At 31.6% G+C, this 22,554-nt stretch carries 22 protein-coding genes; 10 read left to right on the top strand and 12 right to left on the bottom strand.

The genetic code is table 11. The annotated features are described in order from the left end of the window. The 7 genes from pyrH to OB7_RS07885 are packed head-to-tail and all read left to right on the top strand — an operon-like array spanning nucleotide 1 to nucleotide 5,992. Nucleotides 1–702, top strand: a complete 702-nt coding sequence (gene pyrH, locus OB7_RS07915) for a UMP kinase (protein ID WP_004100371.1) — start codon at nucleotides 1–3, stop codon at nucleotides 700–702. Further along, entirely contained in the window at nucleotides 703–1,479 is a 777-nt protein-coding gene (ylqF, locus tag OB7_RS07910) for a ribosome biogenesis GTPase YlqF (protein ID WP_012579801.1), read from the top strand. Continuing rightward, a complete protein-coding gene (locus OB7_RS07905; RefSeq protein WP_114702974.1) occupies nucleotides 1,464–1,931 on the top strand; it encodes a chemotaxis protein CheX in 468 nt (155 codons plus the stop codon). Before ylqF ends, OB7_RS07905 begins: the two co-directional genes overlap by 16 nt. Continuing rightward, nucleotides 1,931–2,584: a 5'-methylthioadenosine/S-adenosylhomocysteine nucleosidase gene (locus tag OB7_RS07900; protein ID WP_004100365.1), complete on the top strand. Its 654-nt coding sequence runs from the start codon at nucleotides 1,931–1,933 to the stop codon at nucleotides 2,582–2,584. Before OB7_RS07905 ends, OB7_RS07900 begins: the two co-directional genes overlap by 1 nt. Before the next feature lie 12 nt (nucleotides 2,585–2,596). After that, complete coding sequence (locus tag OB7_RS07895; protein WP_114702973.1) at nucleotides 2,597–3,700, top strand: D-alanine--D-alanine ligase family protein; 1,104 nt, start codon at nucleotides 2,597–2,599, stop codon at nucleotides 3,698–3,700. After that, complete coding sequence (locus OB7_RS07890; protein WP_114702972.1) at nucleotides 3,697–4,455, top strand: alpha/beta fold hydrolase; 759 nt, start codon at nucleotides 3,697–3,699, stop codon at nucleotides 4,453–4,455. The genes OB7_RS07895 and OB7_RS07890 overlap by 4 nt, the downstream gene beginning before the upstream one ends. Further along, nucleotides 4,448–5,992 carry a Mur ligase family protein gene (locus OB7_RS07885; RefSeq protein ID WP_114702971.1) on the top strand — a complete coding sequence of 515 codons (1,545 nt, stop codon included), beginning with the start codon at nucleotides 4,448–4,450 and terminating at the stop codon, nucleotides 5,990–5,992. Before OB7_RS07890 ends, OB7_RS07885 begins: the two co-directional genes overlap by 8 nt. A 68-nt stretch (nucleotides 5,993–6,060) precedes the next feature. On the opposite strand, the gene OB7_RS07880 is transcribed toward OB7_RS07885, so the two are convergent. The 7 genes from OB7_RS07880 to OB7_RS07850 are packed head-to-tail and all read right to left on the bottom strand — an operon-like array spanning nucleotide 6,061 to nucleotide 14,028. Then, nucleotides 6,061–6,705: a redox-sensing transcriptional repressor Rex gene (locus OB7_RS07880; RefSeq protein ID WP_012579796.1), complete on the bottom strand. Its 645-nt coding sequence runs from the start codon at nucleotides 6,703–6,705 to the stop codon at nucleotides 6,061–6,063. Beyond that, nucleotides 6,683–8,659 carry a [Fe-Fe] hydrogenase large subunit C-terminal domain-containing protein gene (locus tag OB7_RS07875; RefSeq protein WP_012579795.1) on the bottom strand — a complete coding sequence of 659 codons (1,977 nt, stop codon included), beginning with the start codon at nucleotides 8,657–8,659 and terminating at the stop codon, nucleotides 6,683–6,685. Before OB7_RS07875 ends, OB7_RS07880 begins: the two co-directional genes overlap by 23 nt. Before the next feature lie 15 nt (nucleotides 8,660–8,674). After that, a complete protein-coding gene (locus tag OB7_RS07870; protein ID WP_004100355.1) occupies nucleotides 8,675–10,552 on the bottom strand; it encodes an NADH-ubiquinone oxidoreductase-F iron-sulfur binding region domain-containing protein in 1,878 nt (625 codons plus the stop codon). Between the two features lies 1 nt (nucleotide 10,553). Continuing rightward, nucleotides 10,554–11,027 (bottom strand): NADH-quinone oxidoreductase subunit NuoE family protein, encoded by a 474-nt coding sequence (locus tag OB7_RS07865; RefSeq protein ID WP_004100354.1) that lies wholly within the window; start codon nucleotides 11,025–11,027, stop codon nucleotides 10,554–10,556. An 11-nt stretch (nucleotides 11,028–11,038) separates the two neighbouring features. Beyond that, nucleotides 11,039–12,178: a SpoIIE family protein phosphatase gene (locus OB7_RS07860; protein ID WP_114702970.1), complete on the bottom strand. Its 1,140-nt coding sequence runs from the start codon at nucleotides 12,176–12,178 to the stop codon at nucleotides 11,039–11,041. Then, nucleotides 12,165–13,769 carry a [Fe-Fe] hydrogenase large subunit C-terminal domain-containing protein gene (locus tag OB7_RS07855; RefSeq protein ID WP_114702969.1) on the bottom strand — a complete coding sequence of 535 codons (1,605 nt, stop codon included), beginning with the start codon at nucleotides 13,767–13,769 and terminating at the stop codon, nucleotides 12,165–12,167. Before OB7_RS07855 ends, OB7_RS07860 begins: the two co-directional genes overlap by 14 nt. Nucleotide 13,770: 1 nt before the next feature. Beyond that, nucleotides 13,771–14,028: an NAD(P)H-dependent oxidoreductase subunit E gene (locus OB7_RS07850; RefSeq protein WP_258167446.1), complete on the bottom strand. Its 258-nt coding sequence runs from the start codon at nucleotides 14,026–14,028 to the stop codon at nucleotides 13,771–13,773. 636 nt (nucleotides 14,029–14,664) lie between these two features. Between OB7_RS07850 and OB7_RS07845 the strand changes: the two genes are divergently transcribed. The 3 genes from OB7_RS07845 to OB7_RS07835 are packed head-to-tail and all read left to right on the top strand — an operon-like array spanning nucleotide 14,665 to nucleotide 17,558. Further along, nucleotides 14,665–15,297 (top strand): hypothetical protein, encoded by a 633-nt coding sequence (locus tag OB7_RS07845; protein ID WP_004100347.1) that lies wholly within the window; start codon nucleotides 14,665–14,667, stop codon nucleotides 15,295–15,297. Then, complete coding sequence (locus tag OB7_RS07840) at nucleotides 15,287–16,444, top strand: vWA domain-containing protein (RefSeq protein WP_012579793.1); 1,158 nt, start codon at nucleotides 15,287–15,289, stop codon at nucleotides 16,442–16,444. The genes OB7_RS07845 and OB7_RS07840 overlap by 11 nt, the downstream gene beginning before the upstream one ends. A gap of 16 nt (nucleotides 16,445–16,460) precedes the next feature. Continuing rightward, the gene (locus tag OB7_RS07835; RefSeq protein ID WP_114702968.1) at nucleotides 16,461–17,558 is read left to right on the top strand and encodes an ABC transporter permease; all 1,098 of its coding nucleotides are present in this window, start codon (nucleotides 16,461–16,463) and stop codon (nucleotides 17,556–17,558) included. 20 nt (nucleotides 17,559–17,578) lie between these two features. Here OB7_RS07835 and ndk read toward each other — a convergent pair whose 3' ends face one another. From ndk to OB7_RS07810, 5 genes are all read right to left on the bottom strand, one after another. Then, nucleotides 17,579–18,022, bottom strand: a complete 444-nt coding sequence (ndk, locus tag OB7_RS07830; RefSeq protein WP_114702967.1) for a nucleoside-diphosphate kinase — start codon at nucleotides 18,020–18,022, stop codon at nucleotides 17,579–17,581. Nucleotides 18,023–18,112: 90 nt separating this feature from the next. After that, complete coding sequence (locus OB7_RS07825) at nucleotides 18,113–19,069, bottom strand: glycoside hydrolase family 5 protein (protein WP_249031069.1); 957 nt, start codon at nucleotides 19,067–19,069, stop codon at nucleotides 18,113–18,115. A gap of 47 nt (nucleotides 19,070–19,116) precedes the next feature. Beyond that, nucleotides 19,117–20,121: a LacI family DNA-binding transcriptional regulator gene (locus OB7_RS07820; RefSeq protein ID WP_114702965.1), complete on the bottom strand. Its 1,005-nt coding sequence runs from the start codon at nucleotides 20,119–20,121 to the stop codon at nucleotides 19,117–19,119. A gap of 19 nt (nucleotides 20,122–20,140) precedes the next feature. Further along, on the bottom strand, nucleotides 20,141–21,538 hold the full coding sequence (bgaS, locus tag OB7_RS07815) for a beta-galactosidase BgaS (RefSeq protein ID WP_114702964.1): 1,398 nt from the start codon (nucleotides 21,536–21,538) through the stop codon (nucleotides 20,141–20,143). A 22-nt stretch (nucleotides 21,539–21,560) separates the two neighbouring features. After that, nucleotides 21,561–22,535: a glycoside hydrolase family 130 protein gene (locus tag OB7_RS07810; RefSeq protein WP_114702963.1), complete on the bottom strand. Its 975-nt coding sequence runs from the start codon at nucleotides 22,533–22,535 to the stop codon at nucleotides 21,561–21,563. Between the last annotated feature and the right edge of the window lie 19 nt (nucleotides 22,536–22,554).

Below are 22,554 nucleotides of genomic sequence, written 5' to 3'. Positions count from 1 at the left end.
ATGTACAAAAGGGTTCTTCTAAAATTAAGCGGTGAGGTACTTAGCGGTGAAGGTGAAAAAGGATTCAATATTGACAAAATTATTTACCTTATTGATGAATTAAAGTCTGTTCTGGAATACGGTACAAATATTGGGATAGTAATAGGGGCCGGAAACCTTTTCAGGGGAAGAGAAATGAAAGAATTGTCACCCACAATTGCAGATCAAATCGGAATGCTTGGCACCGTAATCAACGCGTTATACCTAAAAGACCTATTTGAAAAACACGGATTAAGAACTGTTGTAGTTTCACAGGTTACCTCTCTTCCATCAATTAGGCCCATTCATTATGATGATATAAATCTTTATTTTGATGCAGGATACCTTGTAATCTTTGCAGGTGGTACAAGTAACCCATTCTTTACAACTGATACTGCTGCAGCTTTGAGAGCCGTTGAAATGAAAGCAGATATATTAATTAAAGGCACAAAAGTTTCAGGAATATTTGATAAGGATCCAAAAAAATACGAAGATGCAATAAAATTTGATAAATTGACCTTTGACGAGGCAATTGAAAAAGAATTAAAAATTATGGATACAGAAGCATTTTCAATTTGTAGACGATATAACATGAAAATTTTGGTAATGGACTTCTTCAAAAAGGGAAATTTACTGCGTGCAATTAGAGAAGAAAATGTTGGTACTTTGGTGGTGCCAAAATAAATGTGGTATCCTGGTCATATAAGTAAGGCAAAAAGAAAAATAAAAGAATACCTAAAAGCTGTCGATACTATAATGATAATTCTAGACGCAAGAGCACCCCTTGCAACTACTGCCTTTGAAGAAAATATATTCTCCAATAAAGATGTTTTGTTTGTCTTAAACAAAGCTGACCTTTCAGATGAAACATACAATAACCTCTGGGTTAAGGAAATTAGCAAAACCAATCCTGTTATAACATTTTCAAAGAAAGAGTCCGTTGAAAAAATTAAAAAGTTTATTAAAACCTATTCAAAAGAAAAATTAAAAGAGACAAGGATACTAATAGCTGGTGTTCCAAATGTTGGAAAATCATCTATAATAAACAAAGTTTCTGGAAGAAAACTTGCAAAAACAGGAATGGCTCCTGGAATTACAAGGGGTCTTCAATGGATAAACCTTGGTAAAGTAAAGCTACTTGATACTCCTGGAATACTATATTCAAAACTTTTTAATAAAGATGTGACCGCAAAATTACTTTTAATTGGTAGTATTCCTGTAGAATCGGTTGATAAATATGATATAATTACACGTGCGTATGAAATTTTTAGTAATGAATTAAATATTAAAGAAACATTTGAAGAATTTATAGAAAATTTTGGAAAAAAGCGCGGATATCTAGCAAAAGGTGGACTTGTAGATTTTGAAAGGGCAAAAAACAACTTTTTTAAGGCTGTTGCTGAAGGTAAATTTGGAAGAATGACATTTGATAAGGAGGTGCAACTATGGATGCAAAGATAATAAATTCTTTAATAACTGCGGTTAATTCAACTTTTAACATGGTATTACAGGTAGAACCTAAGGTCTTAAAACCAGAGATCGCAAAGGGTATAGAACCAAAATATCCTATAGTCACAGTTATAGGTTTTAACGGAGATATAGATGGAAATTTAATTTACTCATTTAATGAAGAAACCGCAAAAAACGTTGTAAGTAAAATGATGGGGATGCCATATGACAATCTTGACGAACTTGCGTTAAGTGCATTAGGGGAACTTGGAAATATGGCAAGTGGTTCAATAGCAATGAACCTTGAAAAAAACAATTATAAAGTTGACATAACACCTCCAACAGTTATAACAGGAAAAGAAATACAAATTACGGCTGAAGGTGTTATACTAAAACTTCCTTTGAATATTTTCTCAGAAGGAGACTTTGAAATACATATGGTAATCAGAAGCGGGGGGAAATAATGATAGTAATAACAAGTGTTTTGCGCGAAGAAATAGTGGGGGCATTTAGAGAGTTAATGCCAGTCTTGGAAAACGGAGAAATTCTCAAAAGGCCATATATGAGAGGACTTATAGGTGCCAACGAAGTCCTCCTTGTCTACGGTCTTATAGGGAAAGTAGAATCTGCAATGATGGCCCAAGCACTTATTGATAATTTTCATCCAAAATACTTTATACATTGCGGAGGCGCTGGAATAATTAACAGCGAAAGAAAAATTGGCGATATTGTCTGTGGAACAGAATATATTGAACATGATATAAAATTTAGACAAAAGCAAATTAAAAAAATTAAAGCCTCTCAAACACTTATCGAACGTATATCCGACGTGTATAACAAGGTTATACTTGGACCAATCGCAAGTGGAGATATATTTGTTGATTCAGTAGAAGAAAAAACAAGAATATTCAACGAAACAAAAGCTGAATTAGTTGATATGGATAGTGCTGCAATTGCAAAGGTTTGTTATGAAAACGATGTTGAATTTTGTGCAATAAAAATTGCACTTGACAGAAGTGTTGAAGGAAGTACTATTGAAATACAACAAAATCTTAAAAAACTTGCTCCGTTCCCTTCAGCAATAGTTGCTGAAATGCTTGAAAAACATCTTCTATAATTGGAGGTAGATATGATAAACGTTGGATTATTCTTTGGTTCAAAAAGCGTAGAGCACGAGATTTCTATAATAACAGCACATCAAGTGCTGAATTTTGTTGATAAAAACAAATACAATATAATTCCCATATATATTACCAAAGATGGAAAATGGCTAACGGGAAAGATTCTCGAAGACCTTGAAAATTTTAAAAATCTTGAAAGACTTGAAAAAAAAGCAAAACAAATTTTATCTATTTCTGCAAAAGATGGAAAATTAATCTTACATAGCAGTATAAAAAAAATTACTATCGATGTCTGTCTTTTAACATTTCACGGAAGCAACGGTGAGGATGGTAGCATCCAGGGAATGCTCGAATTTCTAAATGTTCCTTATACGGGTTGTGGAATGTACTCTTCAATGTACACAATGGATAAAGTTATAACAAAACTTATTTTAAAAGAAAAAAATATTCCTGTAGTTGATTTTCTATACACAAACAAAAAAAATTACACAAATGACTTTTTAAATCATTGTAAAGAAGTTCTTGAATATCCAATGATAGTTAAGCCTGCAAGGCTTGGTTCAAGTATTGGAGTAAAAAAAGTAAATGATAAATGCGAGCTAGAAGAAGCAATTGAAACTGCTTTTTCTTTCGATGACAAAGTTATAGTTGAAAAGTGGATAGATTCTAGAGAGTTAAATTGTGCAGTAATGGGATATAAAAACATAGTTGTATCAGAAATAGAAGAAATAAAAAAACAAAAAGATTTTTTTGATTACAACGAAAAATACGTTCAAAAAGGTAAAAAATTTTCAAATCATATAATTCCCGCACCAATAGATGAAAATTTAAAAAATACCATAAAATCTATAGCGCGTGATACATTTAATGCACTGGAATGTCATGGAAATATAAGAATTGACTTTTTGCTATCTAAAGATAATAAAATATACGTTAACGAAGTTAATAGCATTCCTGGTGCACTTTCATACTATCTATGGCAAATGAGCGGTTTCACATTTTCTCAGGTAATTGATAACATGATTTCAATTGCTTTTGAAGCTTTTAAAGACAAAAAATCCAAAATATACTCCATAGATACAAATCTATTCGACTTAAAGGTGGAAAAATGAAGAAAAAAATTTCAGATATTACAATAAACTACAAAGTTATTGAAAATGGCACAAAAAACATCCTGTTTTTACACGGTTGGGGAGCAAATTTAAATTCTTTTTTGCCCGTTGCAAAAGAACTAAAATGCAGGTCATTTTTAATTGATTTACCAGGATTTGGTGAAAGCTCTCTTCCAAACTCAATTTATTCAAGCTATGATTATGCTAACTTAATTGAACGCTTTATAAACGAGTTAAATTTAGATAGTTTAATACTGGTTGGACACTCATTTGGAGGAAAAATTGCTTCATTAATTGCAAGCAAAAACCCATGCTGGCTTGAGAAAGTTGTTATAATTTCCTCACCTGGGATTAAGACTAAGAAAAAATTTAAGACTAGACTTAAAATTTTTACTTATAAACTACTTGCAAAAATTTTTTATACCTTTGGTCTAAAAAAAAGTCTTGAAAAACTAAGAAATAAATTTGGCTCACAAGATTATAAATCATCAAAAGGTATTATGAGAGAAATTTTAAAAAATGTTATCAATGAAGATATATCTACAGAATTAAAAAAGATCAAAAAGGATACCTTAATAATATTTGGAAAAAACGACGATGCAGTTCCAGTAGAAGTAGGAATCAAATTCAACCAGTATATTGAAAATTCAAAATTAATAGTTTATGAAAACGCAGGGCATTTTCCTTTTTTGGAAAATTTTGATAGTTTTCTATATGATTTAAAAAAGTTTATAGGAGAGATCAACAATGGATAAGGTATTTCTATCACTTTTAGCTGCTAATTTTGTTATTAGATCTCTTTACTCACTTCACATGCTACAATTGGAAGAATACTCAGAAAAAAAATATATAAGGTGGATCTTTTCTCACATAAATAAATACATAATTAATATTCTACTAATAGCATCTTTTATATTATACTTTTTCCACCCACTATTTGCTTCTTTAATATTATTAATATCAATATTTCTTGATTTAAAGCTATTTCTTTTGAAAAAGAAAAAGAAAAGATTAGTTTTTACAAAAAGACTTAGAAGGTTAATGTACACCTCATTTTTCTTATTCGCAATTTTTTTGTCTTTAACATTTATATATAATAACATAATCTATGAAATCATAACATTTACGTTTGTCTTATTCAATTCTCTTTTTTATTACATAACCAATGGAATTTTAATACCAATAGAAAGGTTAATTAATGAACATTACTATAAAGATGCAAAAAGAAAAATATCAAGGCTTAACCCTTTAACAGTTGCAGTTACAGGAAGTTATGGAAAAACCAGTACAAAGTACTATCTCCACCATCTTGTAGCCGAGCATTATAAATCTTTAATGACGCCTGAAAGTTACAATACAACAATGGGAATAACAAAAACAATACGTGAAAAATTAGATAAATCCCATGAAGTTTTTATTGTTGAACTTGCCGAAAATGATAATTATGGCTATTCTAAATTGTTAGAACTTATAAAACCTCAAATATCTATTCTAACCTCAATTGGGATTCAACATTTTGAAGAATTTGAAAGTCTGGACAATATTATTCAAAACTTTAAAAACTTTATTCTTGATGAGCGCTCAGGAAAAAAAATAATTGCAAACATAGACGACGAAAATATTAAAAATGTTTTAGAAAATATAGACACCAAAAAAGAAATAATTACCTGTGCAATCAATGAAAAAAATGCACAGTATAAAGTAGAAGAATTAAAAATTTCAAAAGATGGAGCTAACTTTGCAATTATTACTCCAAATAATCAAAAATTTTACTTTGAAACTAATGTATACGGATACGAAAATATTAGAAACCTTCTTCTTGCTATAGTTGCAAGCTTTGAACTAAAAGTCCCAGTAGAAGAAGTAATAGAAAGGGCAAAAAATATTGTAAAACCAAAACACAGACTTGAAATAGTAAGAAACGATACTATAACCGTTATAGATGACACATTTAATTCAAATCCAAAAGGATTTAAAATGGCACTCGAATATCTCTCACTTTTTGAAAACAAAAGAAAAATCCTTGTAACTCCAGGATTTGTAGAACTTGGTGAGAAGGAAGATGAAGAACATTACAAAATAGGAAAAGAAATAGCTAAATATGTAGATGTTGTATTCTTAATAGGAGAAAAAAGAACAGAAAAAATTTACAAAGGATTGATTGATTCAAACTTTGAAGGTAAAATATTCATTGTGGAAGATCTCAACGAGGTTATAGAAAAATTTAAAACTTTCTTACAACCCGGCGATGTAGTGTTATTTGAAAATGACCTTCCAGATAATTATAATTAATTAAATCCCCCCAATGGGAGGTTGGGGGGATGGGATGGTGTGGTGTCCATGTTGGCTTTTTCACTTTTTCACTTTTTTTCAAGAAGGTGTTTTATTGTTAAAACACCCGTAGTTATATCTTGATTTTCCAAAACTATTCCTGGTGGTACTTTTAAAGTAACTGGTGCAAAATTCCATAAAGCTTTTATGCCATTTCTTACAAGCACATTTGCAACTTCTTGAGCGCTCTCTTCAGTAACACATATAACACCTATCTTTACTTTAAAACGTTTTATAACTCTCTTCAAATTTTCTTCAGAAAAAGGGAGAACGGAGAGTTCTCCCACAAAGCTTCCAATCTTAACTGGGTCGTTATCAAAGATAGCTACTACTCTAACACCAATTTTTTTGAATCCAGCGTACTTTGCAAGAGCACTTCCTAGATTTCCAGCTCCAACTATTATGATGTTATCCATGACCCCAATTCCAAAAAGTTCACTCAGCTCGTTTATGAGTGGAGGGATATGATAGCCAACCTTTGGTTTTCCTTTAATGTTAATGTAAGTAAAATCCTTCCTAACTTGTTCAGGTGTAATATTCAATTTTTCAGCAATACCCTCAGACGAAATATACTCACTTTCTTCTTGCAAAAGCAATGCAAGATACTTTTTTAATCTTTCAAAAGTTGGTTTTGGTATTTCCAAAGGTTTCCTATCCTTTTTCAGATTTGACATGTTTTTTGAGCACCTCTTTCACTTTCTCTGTGGTAGCCTCACTTACTATTGTATCATCAATCACAACATTTGGAGACTTACCACAGTTTTCAACACAGAAGGTGCCCTTTATTTCAACATTTTTGGCCCATTCTTCTTTGTTTACTACATCTATTAAGTCTGAAAGTATATCATATGAACCTTTTGAGTAACAGGATGTTCCAAGGCATACTTTAACCGTTGTTTTTTTATCTTCTTCAACTGGAAGAGGTAATATTTCGATATCTTCATCGTTTATTCTTTTTCTATTTCTGTATGTTGTGTGCAATACTTCATGGGAAACATGACTTAATGGTTTTTCAAGATATCTTTCATACAATGAAAGCATATGATAGTTTTCATTTGGTGAAATCAAAACATCTATACCCACTACCTCATTTAAAATTTTTGCTCTTTTCGTTCTTACTCTTGCATCATTTGGATAAGGCTGCCCTCCACCACCAATACAGCCATAGTCACAAGCCATTACTTCAACTATATCCACTTTTAACTTGCCATTTTTAATCGAATCAATAACTTTTCTTGTATTGCCAAGACCGAATACAACTACTCCGCTTATTACCTTACCATCTTTTGTTGTAGCTTTAGTAACACGAATACCTTTTTCAATTTCTTCAGTCTTTATATCGTCAAATTCAATTTCGCTTTCTAATACTTTCAATACGCTTCCAAATACTCCACCAGTTTTTCCAAAGCTTAAACCTGACTGAGATGATAATCCATATGGCCTATCAAATGGAACTGGTGGAACATTTTTCAAGTTAAAACCACTTGATCTTATTAACTGTGATAATTCTCTTGTTGTAATTACTGCATCAACTTCACCAACAAGCTCTTCACGTTCTGCTTCAAATTTTTTAGCAGTACATGGCATTATAGACACAAGATAAATATCTTCTGGGTTTACTCCTATTTCCTTTGCATAGAATTTCTTTATAATACTTCCCAATGCCTGTTGCGGAGATTTTACAGTTGAAAGGTTGTTAAGATATTCAGGATAATTATGTTCTGCAAATTTTACCCATCCAGGGCAACAGGATGTAAATTGTGGAAGTTTTTCACCTTTTTCAAGTCTTTCTTTAAATTCATGAGCTTCTTCATATGCTACAAGATCTGCAGCAAATGCAACATCAAACACTTTTTTAAATCCTATCGATTTTAAAAAGTTAACAATTCTTCCTGCTACAACAACATCATCTTCCATTCCAAGTTCTTCCTGAATCGATGCACGAACCGCAGGTGCCATCATACCTATAATGTATTTACCTTCCTCCATTGCTTTGTATACATTCTGAAGGTCGTTTCTAAATGTTAAAGCGCCAGTTGGACAATGAGCCACACATTGACCACAAAGAACACAATTTGTTGTTGAAAGTTCATCGCCAAATGCTGGCATAACCTGTGCTTCAAATCCTCTAAATGCAAAGTCTATTGCACCTATAGACTGAATTTCATCACAAACTCTAACACAGTCACCGCAAAGAATACATTTTGAATTATCCCTTATAATTATTGATGAATAATCTATAATATTTGACTTGTCAAGTTTGTCAAATCTTATTTTTCTTATTCCAAATTCTTCTGCATATCTTTGTAATTTACAATTTCCATTTCTTTCACATGTTGTACAATCCCTGTTATGTGATGCAAGAATAAGCTCAAGAATTCCTCTTCTCATTTCGTATATTTCAGGTGTATGTGTTCTAACATTCATACCCTCATATGGTTTTATAGAACAAGAAGTCATTATTTGACCATCTATTTCAACAAGACACATCCTACAGGCGCCGTAAATTGAAGTTTCAGAAAGATAACAAAGATTTGGTATCTCTATTCCAATATCTCTTAATGCCTCTAAAAGATTCCTTGAATCATCCTTTATTATAGTTTCTTTTCCATTAACTATTATCTTCACTACGATCGCCTCCCATTAAACCAATTCTATTGCGTTAAATTTACATTTTTCGAAACAAATACCACATTTTACACATTTTTCCTGGTCTATTACATATGGTTTACCTCTCTCACCGCTAATTGCTCCTTGTGGACATGCTCTTGCACAAAGGCTACAGCTCTTACAAAGCTCTGGATTAATAACGTATTTTCTGAGTGCCGTACAGGTTCCACTTGGACATTTTCCGTTAATATGTTCCATATATTCATCTCTAAAGTGTTTTAAAGTACTCAAAATTGGATTTGGAGCAGTTTTTCCAAGTCCACACAAAGAAGCTGTTTTTACTATTTTTGCAAGGCTCTCAAGGTTTTCAAGATCTTCATGTGTTGCTTTTCCTTGGGTAAATTTCTCTAAAATTGTATAAGATTGCATTGTTCCTTCTCTACAAGGCACGCACTTTCCACATGATTCCCTCTTGGTAAAGTCTAGGAAAAACCTTGCAACTTCAACCATACAACTATCTTCAGTTATAGCAACAATACCTCCTGAACCAACCATTGCATCAACAGACTTCAACGTATCGTAGTCAAGTGGCAAATCAAAATACTTTTCTGGCAAACATGCACCTGATGGTCCTCCGATCTGAATTGCTTTTAGTTTCTTACCTTCTACTGTTCCTCCACAAATATTTTCTAAAACGTACCTTATTGTTGTTCCAAATTCTATTTCAATAATTCCAGTTAGTTTAAGAGGACCTGTAACAGAAAACATCTTCGTTCCAGGTGATTTTTCTACGCCACGTTTTCTGTAATTTTCAACACCATCTCTAATTATCTTTGCAATATTTGCATATGTTTCGACATTATTTATGAGTGTTGGATAACCCCATAGTCCTTTTTGTGCAGGAAATGGTGGTCTTGGTCTTGGAACCCCTCTTTTTCCTTCAATTGAAGCAAGAAGTGCCGTTTCTTCTCCACATACAAATGCACCGGCTCCTTCTTTTACTTCTAGATCAAAAGAAAAACCAGTTCCAAGAATATTTTCTCCAAGTAATCCCATTTTCTTTGCATCATTTATTGCTTTATTAAACATTTCTACAGCAATCGGATATTCTGCACGAATATAGGCATATCCCTTTTGAGCTCCAACTGTATATGCTGCAATTATCATTCCTTCTAAAACTGAATGTGGATCCCTTTCAAGAAGTGTTCTATTCATGAACGCACCTGGGTCACCCTCATCTGCGTTACAAACAACAAATTTCTTATCACCTTTTGCTTTGTATGTAAATTCCCATTTTAGTCCAGTTGGAAATCCTCCACCACCTCTACCTCTAAGTCCAGATGCCTTAACCGTTTCGATTACTTCTTCTGGTTTCATTGAGGATAAAACTTTTAAAAGTGATTTGTATCCACCACGTCCCATATAATCTTCTATCTTTTCACATTCACTCGTACCAATACCTTCCATAATGTAGAAGGTTTGGTTTTTAAAGAATGTTGCATCTTCAAGCTTGGTTATTTTTTGGCCTGTAACTGAATCCGTTAAAAGAAGCCTTTCAATTAGTCCTCCGCGTTCTATAGTTTTTTCAACTATTTCTTCAACATCATCTAACCTTACATGTGAATATGTAATTCCTTCTGGCATTATTTTTACAAGTGGCCCAAGCGAGCAAAGTCCACAACACCCTGTTTTCCTTACTACATCACTTTCATCATCATCTATTGTTTCAACTTTCACATCAAGACCTTTTTCTCTAATAACTTCAACAAATTTCTTGTATACCTTTCTTGAACCATTTGCAGTACAACCTGTTCCAACACAAACATATATTGACTTATCTTTTAATCTTTGTTCTCTAAGTTCTTGTTGTTTTTCTATATAGCTTAATGCTTCTTGAATTGTCTTAAACATATTATCTATCATCTCCTTCTTTAAGTTTTCTTAAAATTTCTTTTGTTTTCTCAGGAGTGAGATTTCCATAAACTTCACCATTAATAACCATTGCTGGTGCAAGTGCACATGCTCCAAGACAACCAACTTTATCTAAACTAAATTTAAGATCTTGAGTAACCTCCCCAGGCTTTACTCCAACTTCTTCTTCAATTGCTTTTATAAGGCTCATAGAACCTTCCATATGACATGCTGTTCCATCACAAATTAAAATAGTATATTCTCCCTTTGGTTTAAGTGAAAATTGTGCGTAAAAGGTTGCAACACCAAATATCTTTGCAGGAGGTATATCAAGTGCAACTGAAAGATAATTCACAACTTCTTTTGGAATATGTCTGTACTCTTTTTGCACGTCAAGAAGTATCTTTATTAAGTTCTTTTTTTCATATCCATGTTTTTTTAAAATTTCTTCAACTTTTTCAAAATTTCTTTCCATCACTGCACCTCCTAAAAATATTCGAGATTAATTATTTTTCCTCTTTTTTCAAGTATCTTCGAAATATCGTTTATCAGCCTAAATTTTAAAGAAATATCGTGTGTAAATAATGGATTTTGATGTGCTGGATTTATTGCTCTTCCCACAAGAAAATTTATTACATCTGCATCTTCTAACATCTCAATTAATTTTTTTGCCCCAATACCAAGTTCTTCTATTTGATTCTCATAATATCTAAAAACTTGTGTTAAGGTTATTATTCCTTCTGTTACAAGATCTACTCCTTCCATATACCCTATTGGCGGCGAATTTTTTGAAATTGTTCTAACGTCTACATCTATATTTTTTCCTGTTATTCTTTCAACTATTTGACCAGTTGTTCCACCACATATAACCTTCTTACCTCTTGAATTTAAAAGTTTTTCAACAACTATTCTATCTTTACTCTCGTCTTCAGGGGGCCCCACCATTATGGTCAAAACTCTTTTCTCCCTTATTTTCAAACCTGCTATTAATGCATCATCACCTTTTGAATACCTATCGAGCTTTTCTGCTAATCTAATCATATGCTTGACAATATTTTCATGTTCTACCTTGTTTTTTAAAAGATTTTTTAACTCAAAAATTATATTTTCTTCTCCAAATCCAAATGGATACATATCAGTTCCCATTCCTGCTTGAGATATTCCATCTGTCATTAAAAATATCGAGTCACCTATTTTGATATCTATTTCACTAACTGTCAATTTTTTATTTTCTACTTTTTTCACAATCTTTTTTAAATTTAAAAGCTCGCCATTTCTAAAATAAAAAATCAAAGGAAACTCATATTCAAAAATAGTACACCTTTTTTTCTTGTAGTCTATTAAACATGTAGCAAGCGTTGAATAACTTATTTTTCTTACCTTACATGTGGGAAGTGTAGATATAATAGATGTAAAAACTTCTTTTATAGGTACATCATTAAAAACCATCGTCGTTGCCATCGTAGCTGTTAACGTTGATAATATATTTGCTTTAACACCACTTCCCAAGCCGTCTGAAACACTAACTACGCACTTTTCTTCGTTTCTTTTTATCTTTATAGAATCTCCACAGACCCATTCGCCTTTTTTATTCTTCGACGCATAATTTATCTCACAAGTAATCATTTTCTTCCTCCATGTATCTTTTAAATTCCGTAAAATGAGACTTTGTTTCTGCAATAGATTCTCCTAAAAGGCTTGCAATTTCTTGAGCTAATAGCATTTGTTTATTTAAAACCTCTTCAATCTTTTCAATTGTCTGCTTCTTTATTATCTTTACCCTTTCTTCTTGCTCTAGCTCTTTTGTAACATCTGTTAAAATAAATACTTCACCACTATCCTCTGGTAAACTAAATTTTTTAACGAAAAACTTCAAATTTTTGTTATTTAAAGCTATCTCCTTGAATTCACTTTGCTCTACATCTTTTAAAATTTCCCATAACTTTTTGTTAGATAAACTCATAAAAGTAAGGCGAGCTGCTTTATTTTTGTAATTTATATTTCCATCTTTTACAATTAATATAAGGTTTGGTGTTTCTTCTACAACCATATTACTGACAGTAGAAACTTTATCTATAAGGTAAGTTATACACATTTCCTTTTCAGCCTTCTTTTCAAGAACTGCAATTGCCTTTTCTCTGCAAGTATCATACCCACACGCACTACAATTTAACTCCTTAGATTTGTCTGTTTTACCTATCGAGAATAAAACTTCTTGAATTTGTTGTTCTGTGTAATTGTGATAATGTTTTTTATCCTTGAACTCTCTTTTTAAATCTAATTCAACATTTTCTATTGCCAGTCCTTCGGGAATTTTTTTAATATTTTGAGATAATCTTATTCTTTTTTCAAGCTGACTTATATCTTTTCTTGATGCAGGACCTTCTATACACCCTCCAATACATGCAGACATTTCTACAAAATAATTCCCATCTATATCATCAACTCTATCTAAAAAATCTTTTATATTCTTTACTCCCTCAACATTAAAAACTTGTTCAAAAGTTTCTCCAAGAGTTTTTAATATTCCACCAGAAATAGGATAAAATCTTGCTAATTTTGGATGCGGCTCCTGTGGAAAATCATCTTCAAAATCAAATATATCTACCTTTTCAGATTCTAAAAATTTTTCAAGTTCTTCAAATGTTAAGACCAAATCATATTCTTCCTCAAGCTCACGCTTTTTAGCTATACAAGGACCAATAAAAACTAGGGGATAATTTCCAAAATATTGCTTTAAGAACCTTGCATGTGCGATTGCTGGAGAAACTACCGGTGATAAATATTTAATTTTTTCAGGATAATATTTCTCAACTAAATCAACCACCACTGGGCATGCTGTGCTAATCTTTATTCCTGAAAGCTTTTTATACTCATTGGAAACTAATTCAGCTCCAATTGAAGTTTCACTAATAATAGCTCCATTTTTCTTTAAATAAGAAATAACTTTGAAAGGTTCATCAAAGTGAGAAAAAAACGAAGGAGAAACAGATACCAAGAATTTCTTTCCAAAAAAATATTTCAATCGTTCATATTCAAATAAATATTTTTTTGCATCTTGCGGGCAAACTTCAATACACTTACCACACAATACACATTCACTATCAATAACTTTCGAAATATTATCAGAAAACGATATAGACTTTACAGGACAATTCCTAAGGCATTTATAACAATATTTACAATTAGCTTGATTTGAAATAATATACTTTTCCATATTAATTCCCTTCTTTTAGGAATTTTTCAATTTTTTCCTTAACATTATCCGGAGTAACACTAGAAATCAACACTCCATCTATCTCAATGTTTATTCCATTAGCACATTTTCCAAAACATAACGAACCATACAACTTAACACCTTCAAGATTCATCTCTTTGATTTTCTCTACTACTTCATACGAACCCTTTAAATGGCAAGAACTTCCCATACAAATTTTTATAACCATATAATCACCTATTTTATTCGTGAAAAATATAACGTTATTATTTTCACGATTATTTTAACCTGATAATTCAAATATGTCAACACGTGAATTTTTTAGCATACAGTCACTTAAAATTAATTTTTCTGTTTTTAAGCCTTGTTTTTGAAAAAAATCAAATTTATTAATATATATTAAACAAAAATAGAGCCAAAAGCCCTCCTTTTTATTATTCAAATATGATATTGGTTGCCTTATTTTTCAAAAACAAATTTTAAAACTATTTCTTCTTCATAGACATATTTTAAACATAAATAGCACTTTAAATAGCTAAACTTAGATAGAGGTTTTCTTCTATTGCTCTAGGTAGATTCTAAACGGGATAAACCCAAGAGCTATTCAAAACTTGAGGAATTGTCAGGTTTTCACTCCTCTTCAAAGAAATATTTTTAATTAGCTTTTTGAAACTTGTTTTTTTCTTAATTTTTTGAAAATATCATTCTTTCCCTTTTATTTTTTAGATAGTTAATTAGTTACTTTCTTTTTTTCATCTTTTTTTTACCTATCTTTAGTTAACCTTTATGTTAAATCAATTACTTCCTCATAGGTAGATTCTAAACTTTTTTGTTTTTAAATTTCCATTGGGTTATAATTTATGATATAATTTTTTTGGTAAAGGAGGGGCTTTTTTTGAAAAAATTAATTACAATTATTCTTATATCTATCTCTATTTTCTCCTTCTCAATGAAATTTGGATTCTCAACTTCTCAAGGAGTATGGTTTTCTGAAAAAATAGAAAATTTTAGAATAAGGATAGGCTATCCTTATTCTCAGTTTGGCTTGATTGTTCCTTCTGAATTCTTAGACTATGGTATAAATATAGGCTATTTGTTAAACAATTCAAATAGTTTACTAGAAGTATTCTTTGATACTTCTATTAACAATTTTTACTTTAAATCTTTTGTAAAAACTTCCTTCCACGCGCCAGAAAATTACGATGAAACTACTGAGACCGGAAGAATATACGTTGGTATGGCTCCGGCATATTATTTTACAAAAAATATTAGATTAGATTTTAATTTTGAGTATTCCGCTGTATATTTATACTATGATCCTGGAAGCGAAACTGGTTTTCCTTCTATTTTTAATACTGAAGATATTTTTAGGTACAACATTGAATTACTTGTATCATACTTTATGAAAGATATTAGAATCTTTCTAGGAATGAGTTTCAAGTATAGATGGATTGATTATCTTTCATTGCCACTTTTCAATGATCAGCTCGTTAGCTTTGGAATAGAGGTAGAAGTAAATGGTTATTGAAAAAGCCTTTCAAAATTTAATGAAAAAAAGTCCTTTCTATGCTTACCTTCTTTTAGGAGTTGTTTTAAAAGAAGACAATAATGTTAAAACAATGTCAATTAAATTCACCAAAAATGGTGAAATTCTTTTTTTATACAACAAAAAGATAAACAAAAAACCAATTTGGTTTGTTGAATCATTGATATTACACGAACTTATGCACATTATAAATCAGCATTTTAGGATAAAGCCAAAAAATAATAGAGAAAAAAAGATATGGGATCTTGCAATGGATGCTGCTATCAATCAATATATTCCAGAACTCGATGCAAGAAGTGTTCCATTAAACGTATTGATTCAAGAAGGCCATGGCGTTGATAATGAATATATGTTTGCTGCACCACCACCATTTATGATTAACAAAACCGCTGAGGAATATTTTGATTGGATGATGAAGGAATTTGAAAAAAAAGGAGATTTTGATATAGAAGCTCTGCCAGATTCTTTGGATGATCATAACTTTGAATCAGATTTACCAATAGAAATGATAATAGAAATAACTAAAGACAAAGTAGGAAAAGCATTCAACATGTTTGGAAAAGAACTTGAATCGGGACTGAAACAAAATATCAACATATCACTTCAAAAATCAACTCTTGACTGGGAGACTTTAATAAGAAGATTTTCAAATGCTAGTATAAAGGGAGACAAATATAGGACACCTTTAAGGCCAAACAGAAGATATGATGACCAACCTGGCTGGAAATATGAATACAACTCAAAACTTGCCGTTATTGTAGACACAAGCGCGAGTATTATTGAAGAAGAATTAAATCAGTTTCTAACTGAAATTGAAAAAATAGCAAAATACGATTCAAAACTTCTTTTAATACAAGTTGACCAGGCAGTTACTATGGTTACGGAGTATTCTTCAGGAAAATGGAAAGATTTAGAAATATATGGTGGAGGAGAGACAAACTTACAACCGGCAGTTGATTTAGCACAATCGCACAATGTTGAAGGGATTATTATATTTACAGATGGCCATGTTGATGTACCTGTTGTAAAAAGAAGAGTTCTATTTGTTCTATCTTCAAAGCATAATCCTGATTTCATAGAAGATGCAGTAAGAATATATGGAAGAAGTTCAATAGTAATTTTAAAGTAAAAGGGGTAGATTGTCTGTGAGAGTATGGTATGAATTTAAAAGGCTTCTTGGAAAACCTTTAAATATAATTCTAATTATTTTATTACCAGTTGTTTTAACAATAGCAAGTATAATATTTTTTAACGGATTTGGAGTTACTAGTATCAAGCTAGGAGTATATAATCTAGATAATTCACCTCTATCAAAGTTTACTATTAAGCTTGTTATGTCATTTTTTAAAGGAGGAACCCTAACTTACGTAGATGGAGATTACTCGCGGTTTCTACAAAATGGTGAGCTAAATGCCGTAATGGTTATACCTGAAAACTTTACAGATGCACTATATAAAGGCGAAAAGGTAAATATTGACTTTATCCCTAGCCCTGTTGATTTACAACTTTCTGTTGGAATTTATAATGTTTTAAATTCTGTATTTAATGATTTAAGCGGCTCACCATTTTTTAATCCACAAGTTTTAAGGTATTTATTTGTTAGCAATGAAACGCCTGCTCCAAGTTTTGTCCCCAAAACAAAAAACTTTAAAACTGATTTTGGTTATTTATTTTCCCCCGCTATTTTATTTTTATCAGTGATCTTTATAATTTTATCTATTGGTGTATTAACGGTTGTTAATGACAGAGATCTTGGATTAATTTCAATATTCAAAGTAAATAATGAAAAATGGCATGTATATGGATTAAACAAATTTTTGGCACTGTTCCTGCTAGGACTATTTGTGTCAATAGCTGTTTACATAGCAGGATATTTTTTGGGAATAAAGATAGAACTTTCTATATTCTTACCTTTATCCATTGTTGGAATAGTATTTCATGCATCACTTGCATTAATAATGTCTTGTCTTTCTCAAAACAGGGCAATTTCGAATATATTTGGCGTTTCTCTGTCAATGTTTTTCTTTTTTACAAGCGGAAGTATAACGCCAGTCACCACACTTCCAAAATTCATGTTCAAACTTTCCAGTTTCACTCCAGCATATAGATTAACTTATGCTATTAGAAATTATCAACTTAATGGCGTTAGTATAAAAAGCGACTTTTTATACCTTTTATATTTATCAATCGCAACATTTATTGTTATGCTCTTGTTAATTAGAAAGGAATTTTCAAAAAAATAAGTGGCACTTGGCCACTTATTTTAAATATCATCTTGAACATCAAGGTAGTAGTCTATAATTTCATCATCAGAAAAGAATATTTTGTATTCTCTCTCAAAGTTCTCTTTTGAATCACTAGCATGAATTAAGTTTTTAGTTATTGTAAGCGCAAACTCACCTCTAATTGTACCGGTTCCTGCCTTTAACGGATCTGTATCTCCAATTATATGTCTTACCATTTCGATTACTCGTGGCGCTTCAACTATCATTGCAACGATTGGTCCGCCTGTTACAAAATCCATTAAATCGTTGTAAAAGCTTTTACCTTTGTGCATTTCATACAATTTTTCTGCTTGTTGCTTGCTCATCCATAAAAGTTTTAATGCTACTATTTTTATTCCCCTTTGTTCAAATCTTTTTATTATTTCCCCAACTAAACCTCTTCTTACTGCATTTGGCTTTAAATACACAAAAGTTCTTTCCATATTTACACCTCCAATTTAATAAGTACATTAATATTATACAACAAAAAATCCAGCCATATTGGCTGGATTAAAAAGCAAATATAAATCATTTTATTTTCCAAAAACAGCGTTTAACAATCCTTCATTCCAAGTATTTGTTATTTTATTGTAAAGCCCAAAACCAGAACAAAATTCCCAATAACAAATTGAAAATCCAAATTCTCTAGCAATTTGACTAACCGCTTTTGTCCATTTGATTCGAGAATCCATATCTGCCTTTGAGTAAGCCCCAAATTCCCCTAAAAATATTGGAACATTGTACTTTTTTGAAAAAGAATTTACATATTCAAAATGTGATTTTATCTGTTCTATTTCATAACTTTTTGCACTCCATTTAACCCCCACTGGAAGGCGCGGGTTTATCCATTCAGCACCTTGGTGAGTAAAGTTGAATGGTTCATAATAGTGAAAAGATACGATTAAATATGGATCATTTACAAGTTTTAATTGATTGATGTAATTGTAATTTCCCCAATGAGGCACATCTACTATTACAATTCTTGTTGGGTTTGTTTTCCTGATTTCTTTTAAAACTTTTGGATACAAATCATTCCATTTTTCTGGGGTTAAATTATTTGCAGGTTCGTTATAAATTTCAAAATAAAGCTTGTCAGAATAATTTTTAAAGAAATCTGATACTTGTTTCCAAATTTCTAAAAGAACTTCTCCGTACTTTTCAGGGTTTTCATATAACTCCTCAAAATGATGGCAATTAATTATTACAACCAAATCATTTTCCAAAGCCTTATCAACTACATGTTTTACTCTTTCTAAAAAATCCTTTTCTATTGTATAAGGTGGTTTATCTAAAATATGCGCTGACCATCTAATAGGTATTCTAACTGAATCAAATCCTTTTTCTTTTATTATTTTAAAATATTCATCTTTTATAACCACTCCCCATGCACCTTCAAATGGTGCTTCAAGCGCATTTCCCATGTTAATTCCAATACCTATCATTTTATTGTAATCAAATGCCGTAAGTTTTTTATTTTCACCAAACAGCATCACAGAAATCACCACCAAAACTAATGTAAAGACTTTAAAAAAGTTCCTCATGGTTCCACCTTCTTTACAGACATTCTCTCTATTAATTTTGTAGGAAGAACAACATTTCTTGGTATCTTTGGGCCTTTTCCAAGTATTCTTTCTATTAAAAGTTGTGCAGCAGTTAACCCCATTTCCCGTCTTGGTTGATGTATTGTTGTAAGAGGTGGGCATAAGTACTCAGAAAATGGACCGTTATCGTATCCAATTATTGAAACATCATCTGGAACCCTGAGGCCATGATCGTACAATGCCCTTAAAGCACCAATCGATGCCCAGTCATTTACAGCAAAAATGGCTGTAAATTTTAAACCGTATTTTTTTAAAAAACTTTCTACTGCCTCATATCCGTCGTTGGGATTATATCCACTATGTTCTGAAAAGTATACTTGTACATCTTTATGCTTTCTTAAAAATTTTTCTATACCTTTTTCTCTATTTTTAGATGCAGGAGATTTTTCAACCCCTCTTATGTATAAAATATTCCTGTGCCCCATATTGTAAAGATATTTCATTGCACTACGTGCACCTGAAACATTATCGATATTGACAGAATCACAAAGAATTTCATCAATATAATAGTCTAATGCAACAATGGGAACACCACTGTTAATAAATGGTTCTAAGTAGTCGGTATCCCCAAACAATTCACAAAGAATAATACCATCTATTTTTCTCTTGAAATATTGGTCTAATACATGTTTTTCTTCTTCTGGAGACATTTTAGGAACTGAAACCATTATTTCAAAGCCATGAACAAATGCGTATTCTTCAATTGCCATAAGTATTTCATTATAATGATATCCCTTTAAATCAGGGACCATAACTCCTAGAGTATAAAATAGTTCTGAGCGATTCCTCAGTGATGGCATGGGTTTATACCCTAGCTTTTTAATAACTTTAATAACTTTTTTTCTAGTGTCATCACTTACATTTTTTGCGCCATTTATTACTCTTGAAACTGTTGCTATAGAAACACCTGCATGTTTTGCAACATCTTTTATAGTTACCAAAAATCTCACCCTCTTTTAATCAAAAATTCATTAATCCGTACGGATCATATCCTTTAAACTTATCAATAGTTCTTTCTTTTATTATTTCTCTTAAAATATACATAGAAGGTCTTGGAATATAAGTTTTTCTTTCAAAATCTGTATAGGCAAGTCCAAATCTTTTACCATAACCTTTTGCCCATTCATAATTATCTATTATTGACCAGTGAAGGTATCCTTTTACTGGTACTCCTTCGTTTATTGCTTTTTCTACTGCATAAAGGTGGGAAATAATATAAAAGCTTCTGTATTTATCGCTTGAATCTGCTATACCATTTTCCGTTATATAGATTTGCTTTCCATATCTATTGTATATTTCTTTGAGAATATTATAAAGCCCTTCTGGATATATCTCCCAACCAATTTCGCTTGAAGGTCTTTTTGAATTTGCAAAACCATCTTCAACACATGAATACCCATAACCACTAAGAGTATACCAATTTAATTCATAATTATCAATTTTTATAGGAACCAAAAGTCGGTCTATAACAGCCCTTGTATAATAATTTACACCTACAAAGTCAATTTTATCCTTTACTCTATCCATATAATTCCAGTTATTTAAAAACATTGCACTTTCGAATATTTCTTCATCATTATTAACTGTATCATACCACGTAAATGAATAAATAACTCCAACTGGCTTGTCTGTATGTTTTTTTATAGCATCATAAGCAAGGTTATGTGCTAAAGCTTGATTTTCAAGACTTTTTAGATACCATGAAGGATTAAAATAGCTTGGTGGAAAACCTGCACTTGTTTGAAAATAACCAAGCTGACTTACCACGTGAGGTTCATTCATTGAAGACCACATATCAACAATATCTTTAAATTTCCATGCGATGTATTCTGCGTATTTAGCAAATTCTATTGGTGCATCATCACTTACCCAACCAAGCTTTTTTGTTTCCTTTCCTTTGTGTACATTTATTGGATCATGAAGCCAAAGTGGTAAAGTAAAGTGCGACAAATTAACAATAGCTACAAGTCCTTTACTTTTTATGTCTTCTAATACATCTCTATAATGTTCAATCGCCTTTTTATCAGCTAGTTGATCAAGTTTTTCTAACATGTTAGGATCATCTGGGCTAATATCTTTTGTGCTTTCTTTAAAAATTCTTGACCATTCTATTCCAATTCTTAAAGCATTCATTCCAAATTCTTTTGCAAGATTGTGAACTGCCTTGTAATTAGTATAATATCCTGCACCATATTCAGGAAGATCTCCACTAACTTTTCCATTAATTATATTTCCTAAGTCTCTTACCCAAACAAACCAATCTGTGTTTTTGTCTAATTCCTCTTCATTATTTGGATTTCCCATTTCAAACTGAAATCCAGACAAAGATGCTCCAAATAAAAAGTCTTTAGAAAACATTTTAATCCCTCCAAATCTATAATTAGTTTTCATACTTTAGCCAGTCAATAATTTCATGTACGTATCCAAAAGCAAGGGAAACAACCGTATCAGCTGCTCCGTAATATAGAGCTAATCTACCGGTTTCTGAATCTACTAAACAAGCAACAGGAAAAACAACATTTGGTACATCACCGACGCATTCATACGGTTTTTGCGGTGATAAAAGGTAAGACTTTGACCTCTTAATTACTTTCCATGGTTTATCCAAATCAAGTAATGCAGCACCAAAGCTGTACACATAACCATTACAGGAGAGCAAAACACCGTGGTAAAATAAAAGCCAACCTTCATCCGTTTCAATTGGAGAAGGTCCTGCTCCTATTTTAAGAGATTGCCATGGCGTATAACCACTTTTCATAACGAGTCTATGCACACCCCAATGTATCATATCTGGACTTTCGCTATAGAATATATCACCAAATGGAGTATGTCCGTTATCAGAAGGCCTGCTGAGCATTGCATATTTTCCATTTATTTTTCTTGGAAAAAGGACTCCATTTCTATTAAAAGGCAAAAATGCATTCTCCATTTGATAAAATTTTTCAAAGTCAAATGTATAACCAACACCAATAGTTGGGCCATTGTAACCATTACACCAGGTTATCCAGTATCTGTCCTCAATAAAAGTAACTCTTGGATCATACTTGTATTCACTTTTTAACTCATCTCTTGTTTCCTGAATAAATTCTATTGGTTTGTCATCTATCTTCCAGTTGATTCCATCATTACTAAATCCCCTTCTTATATTCATATTTCTTGCCCTATCATCTACTCTAAATACACCTGCAAATGTATCCTTGAATGGAACAACTGCACTGTTAAATATACTGTTAGCATCCTTTGCTTGATCTCTTTTAATAATTGGATTATCTGAATATCGCCAAATGATCTCACTTGAATCTTTTGGTCTTTCCTGCCAAGGAATATTTGAAAGTTTTCCCGCAAAAATTTTCATTCTACTATCACTCCTTAGT

The sequence above is a fragment of the Thermosipho africanus Ob7 genome (assembly GCF_003351105.1).
In the GTDB taxonomy this organism is placed as follows: Bacteria; Thermotogota; Thermotogae; order Thermotogales; family Fervidobacteriaceae; genus Thermosipho; species Thermosipho africanus.
Note: the sequence above shows the minus strand (reverse complement) of the source record. Positions and strands in the feature narration are given on the sequence as shown.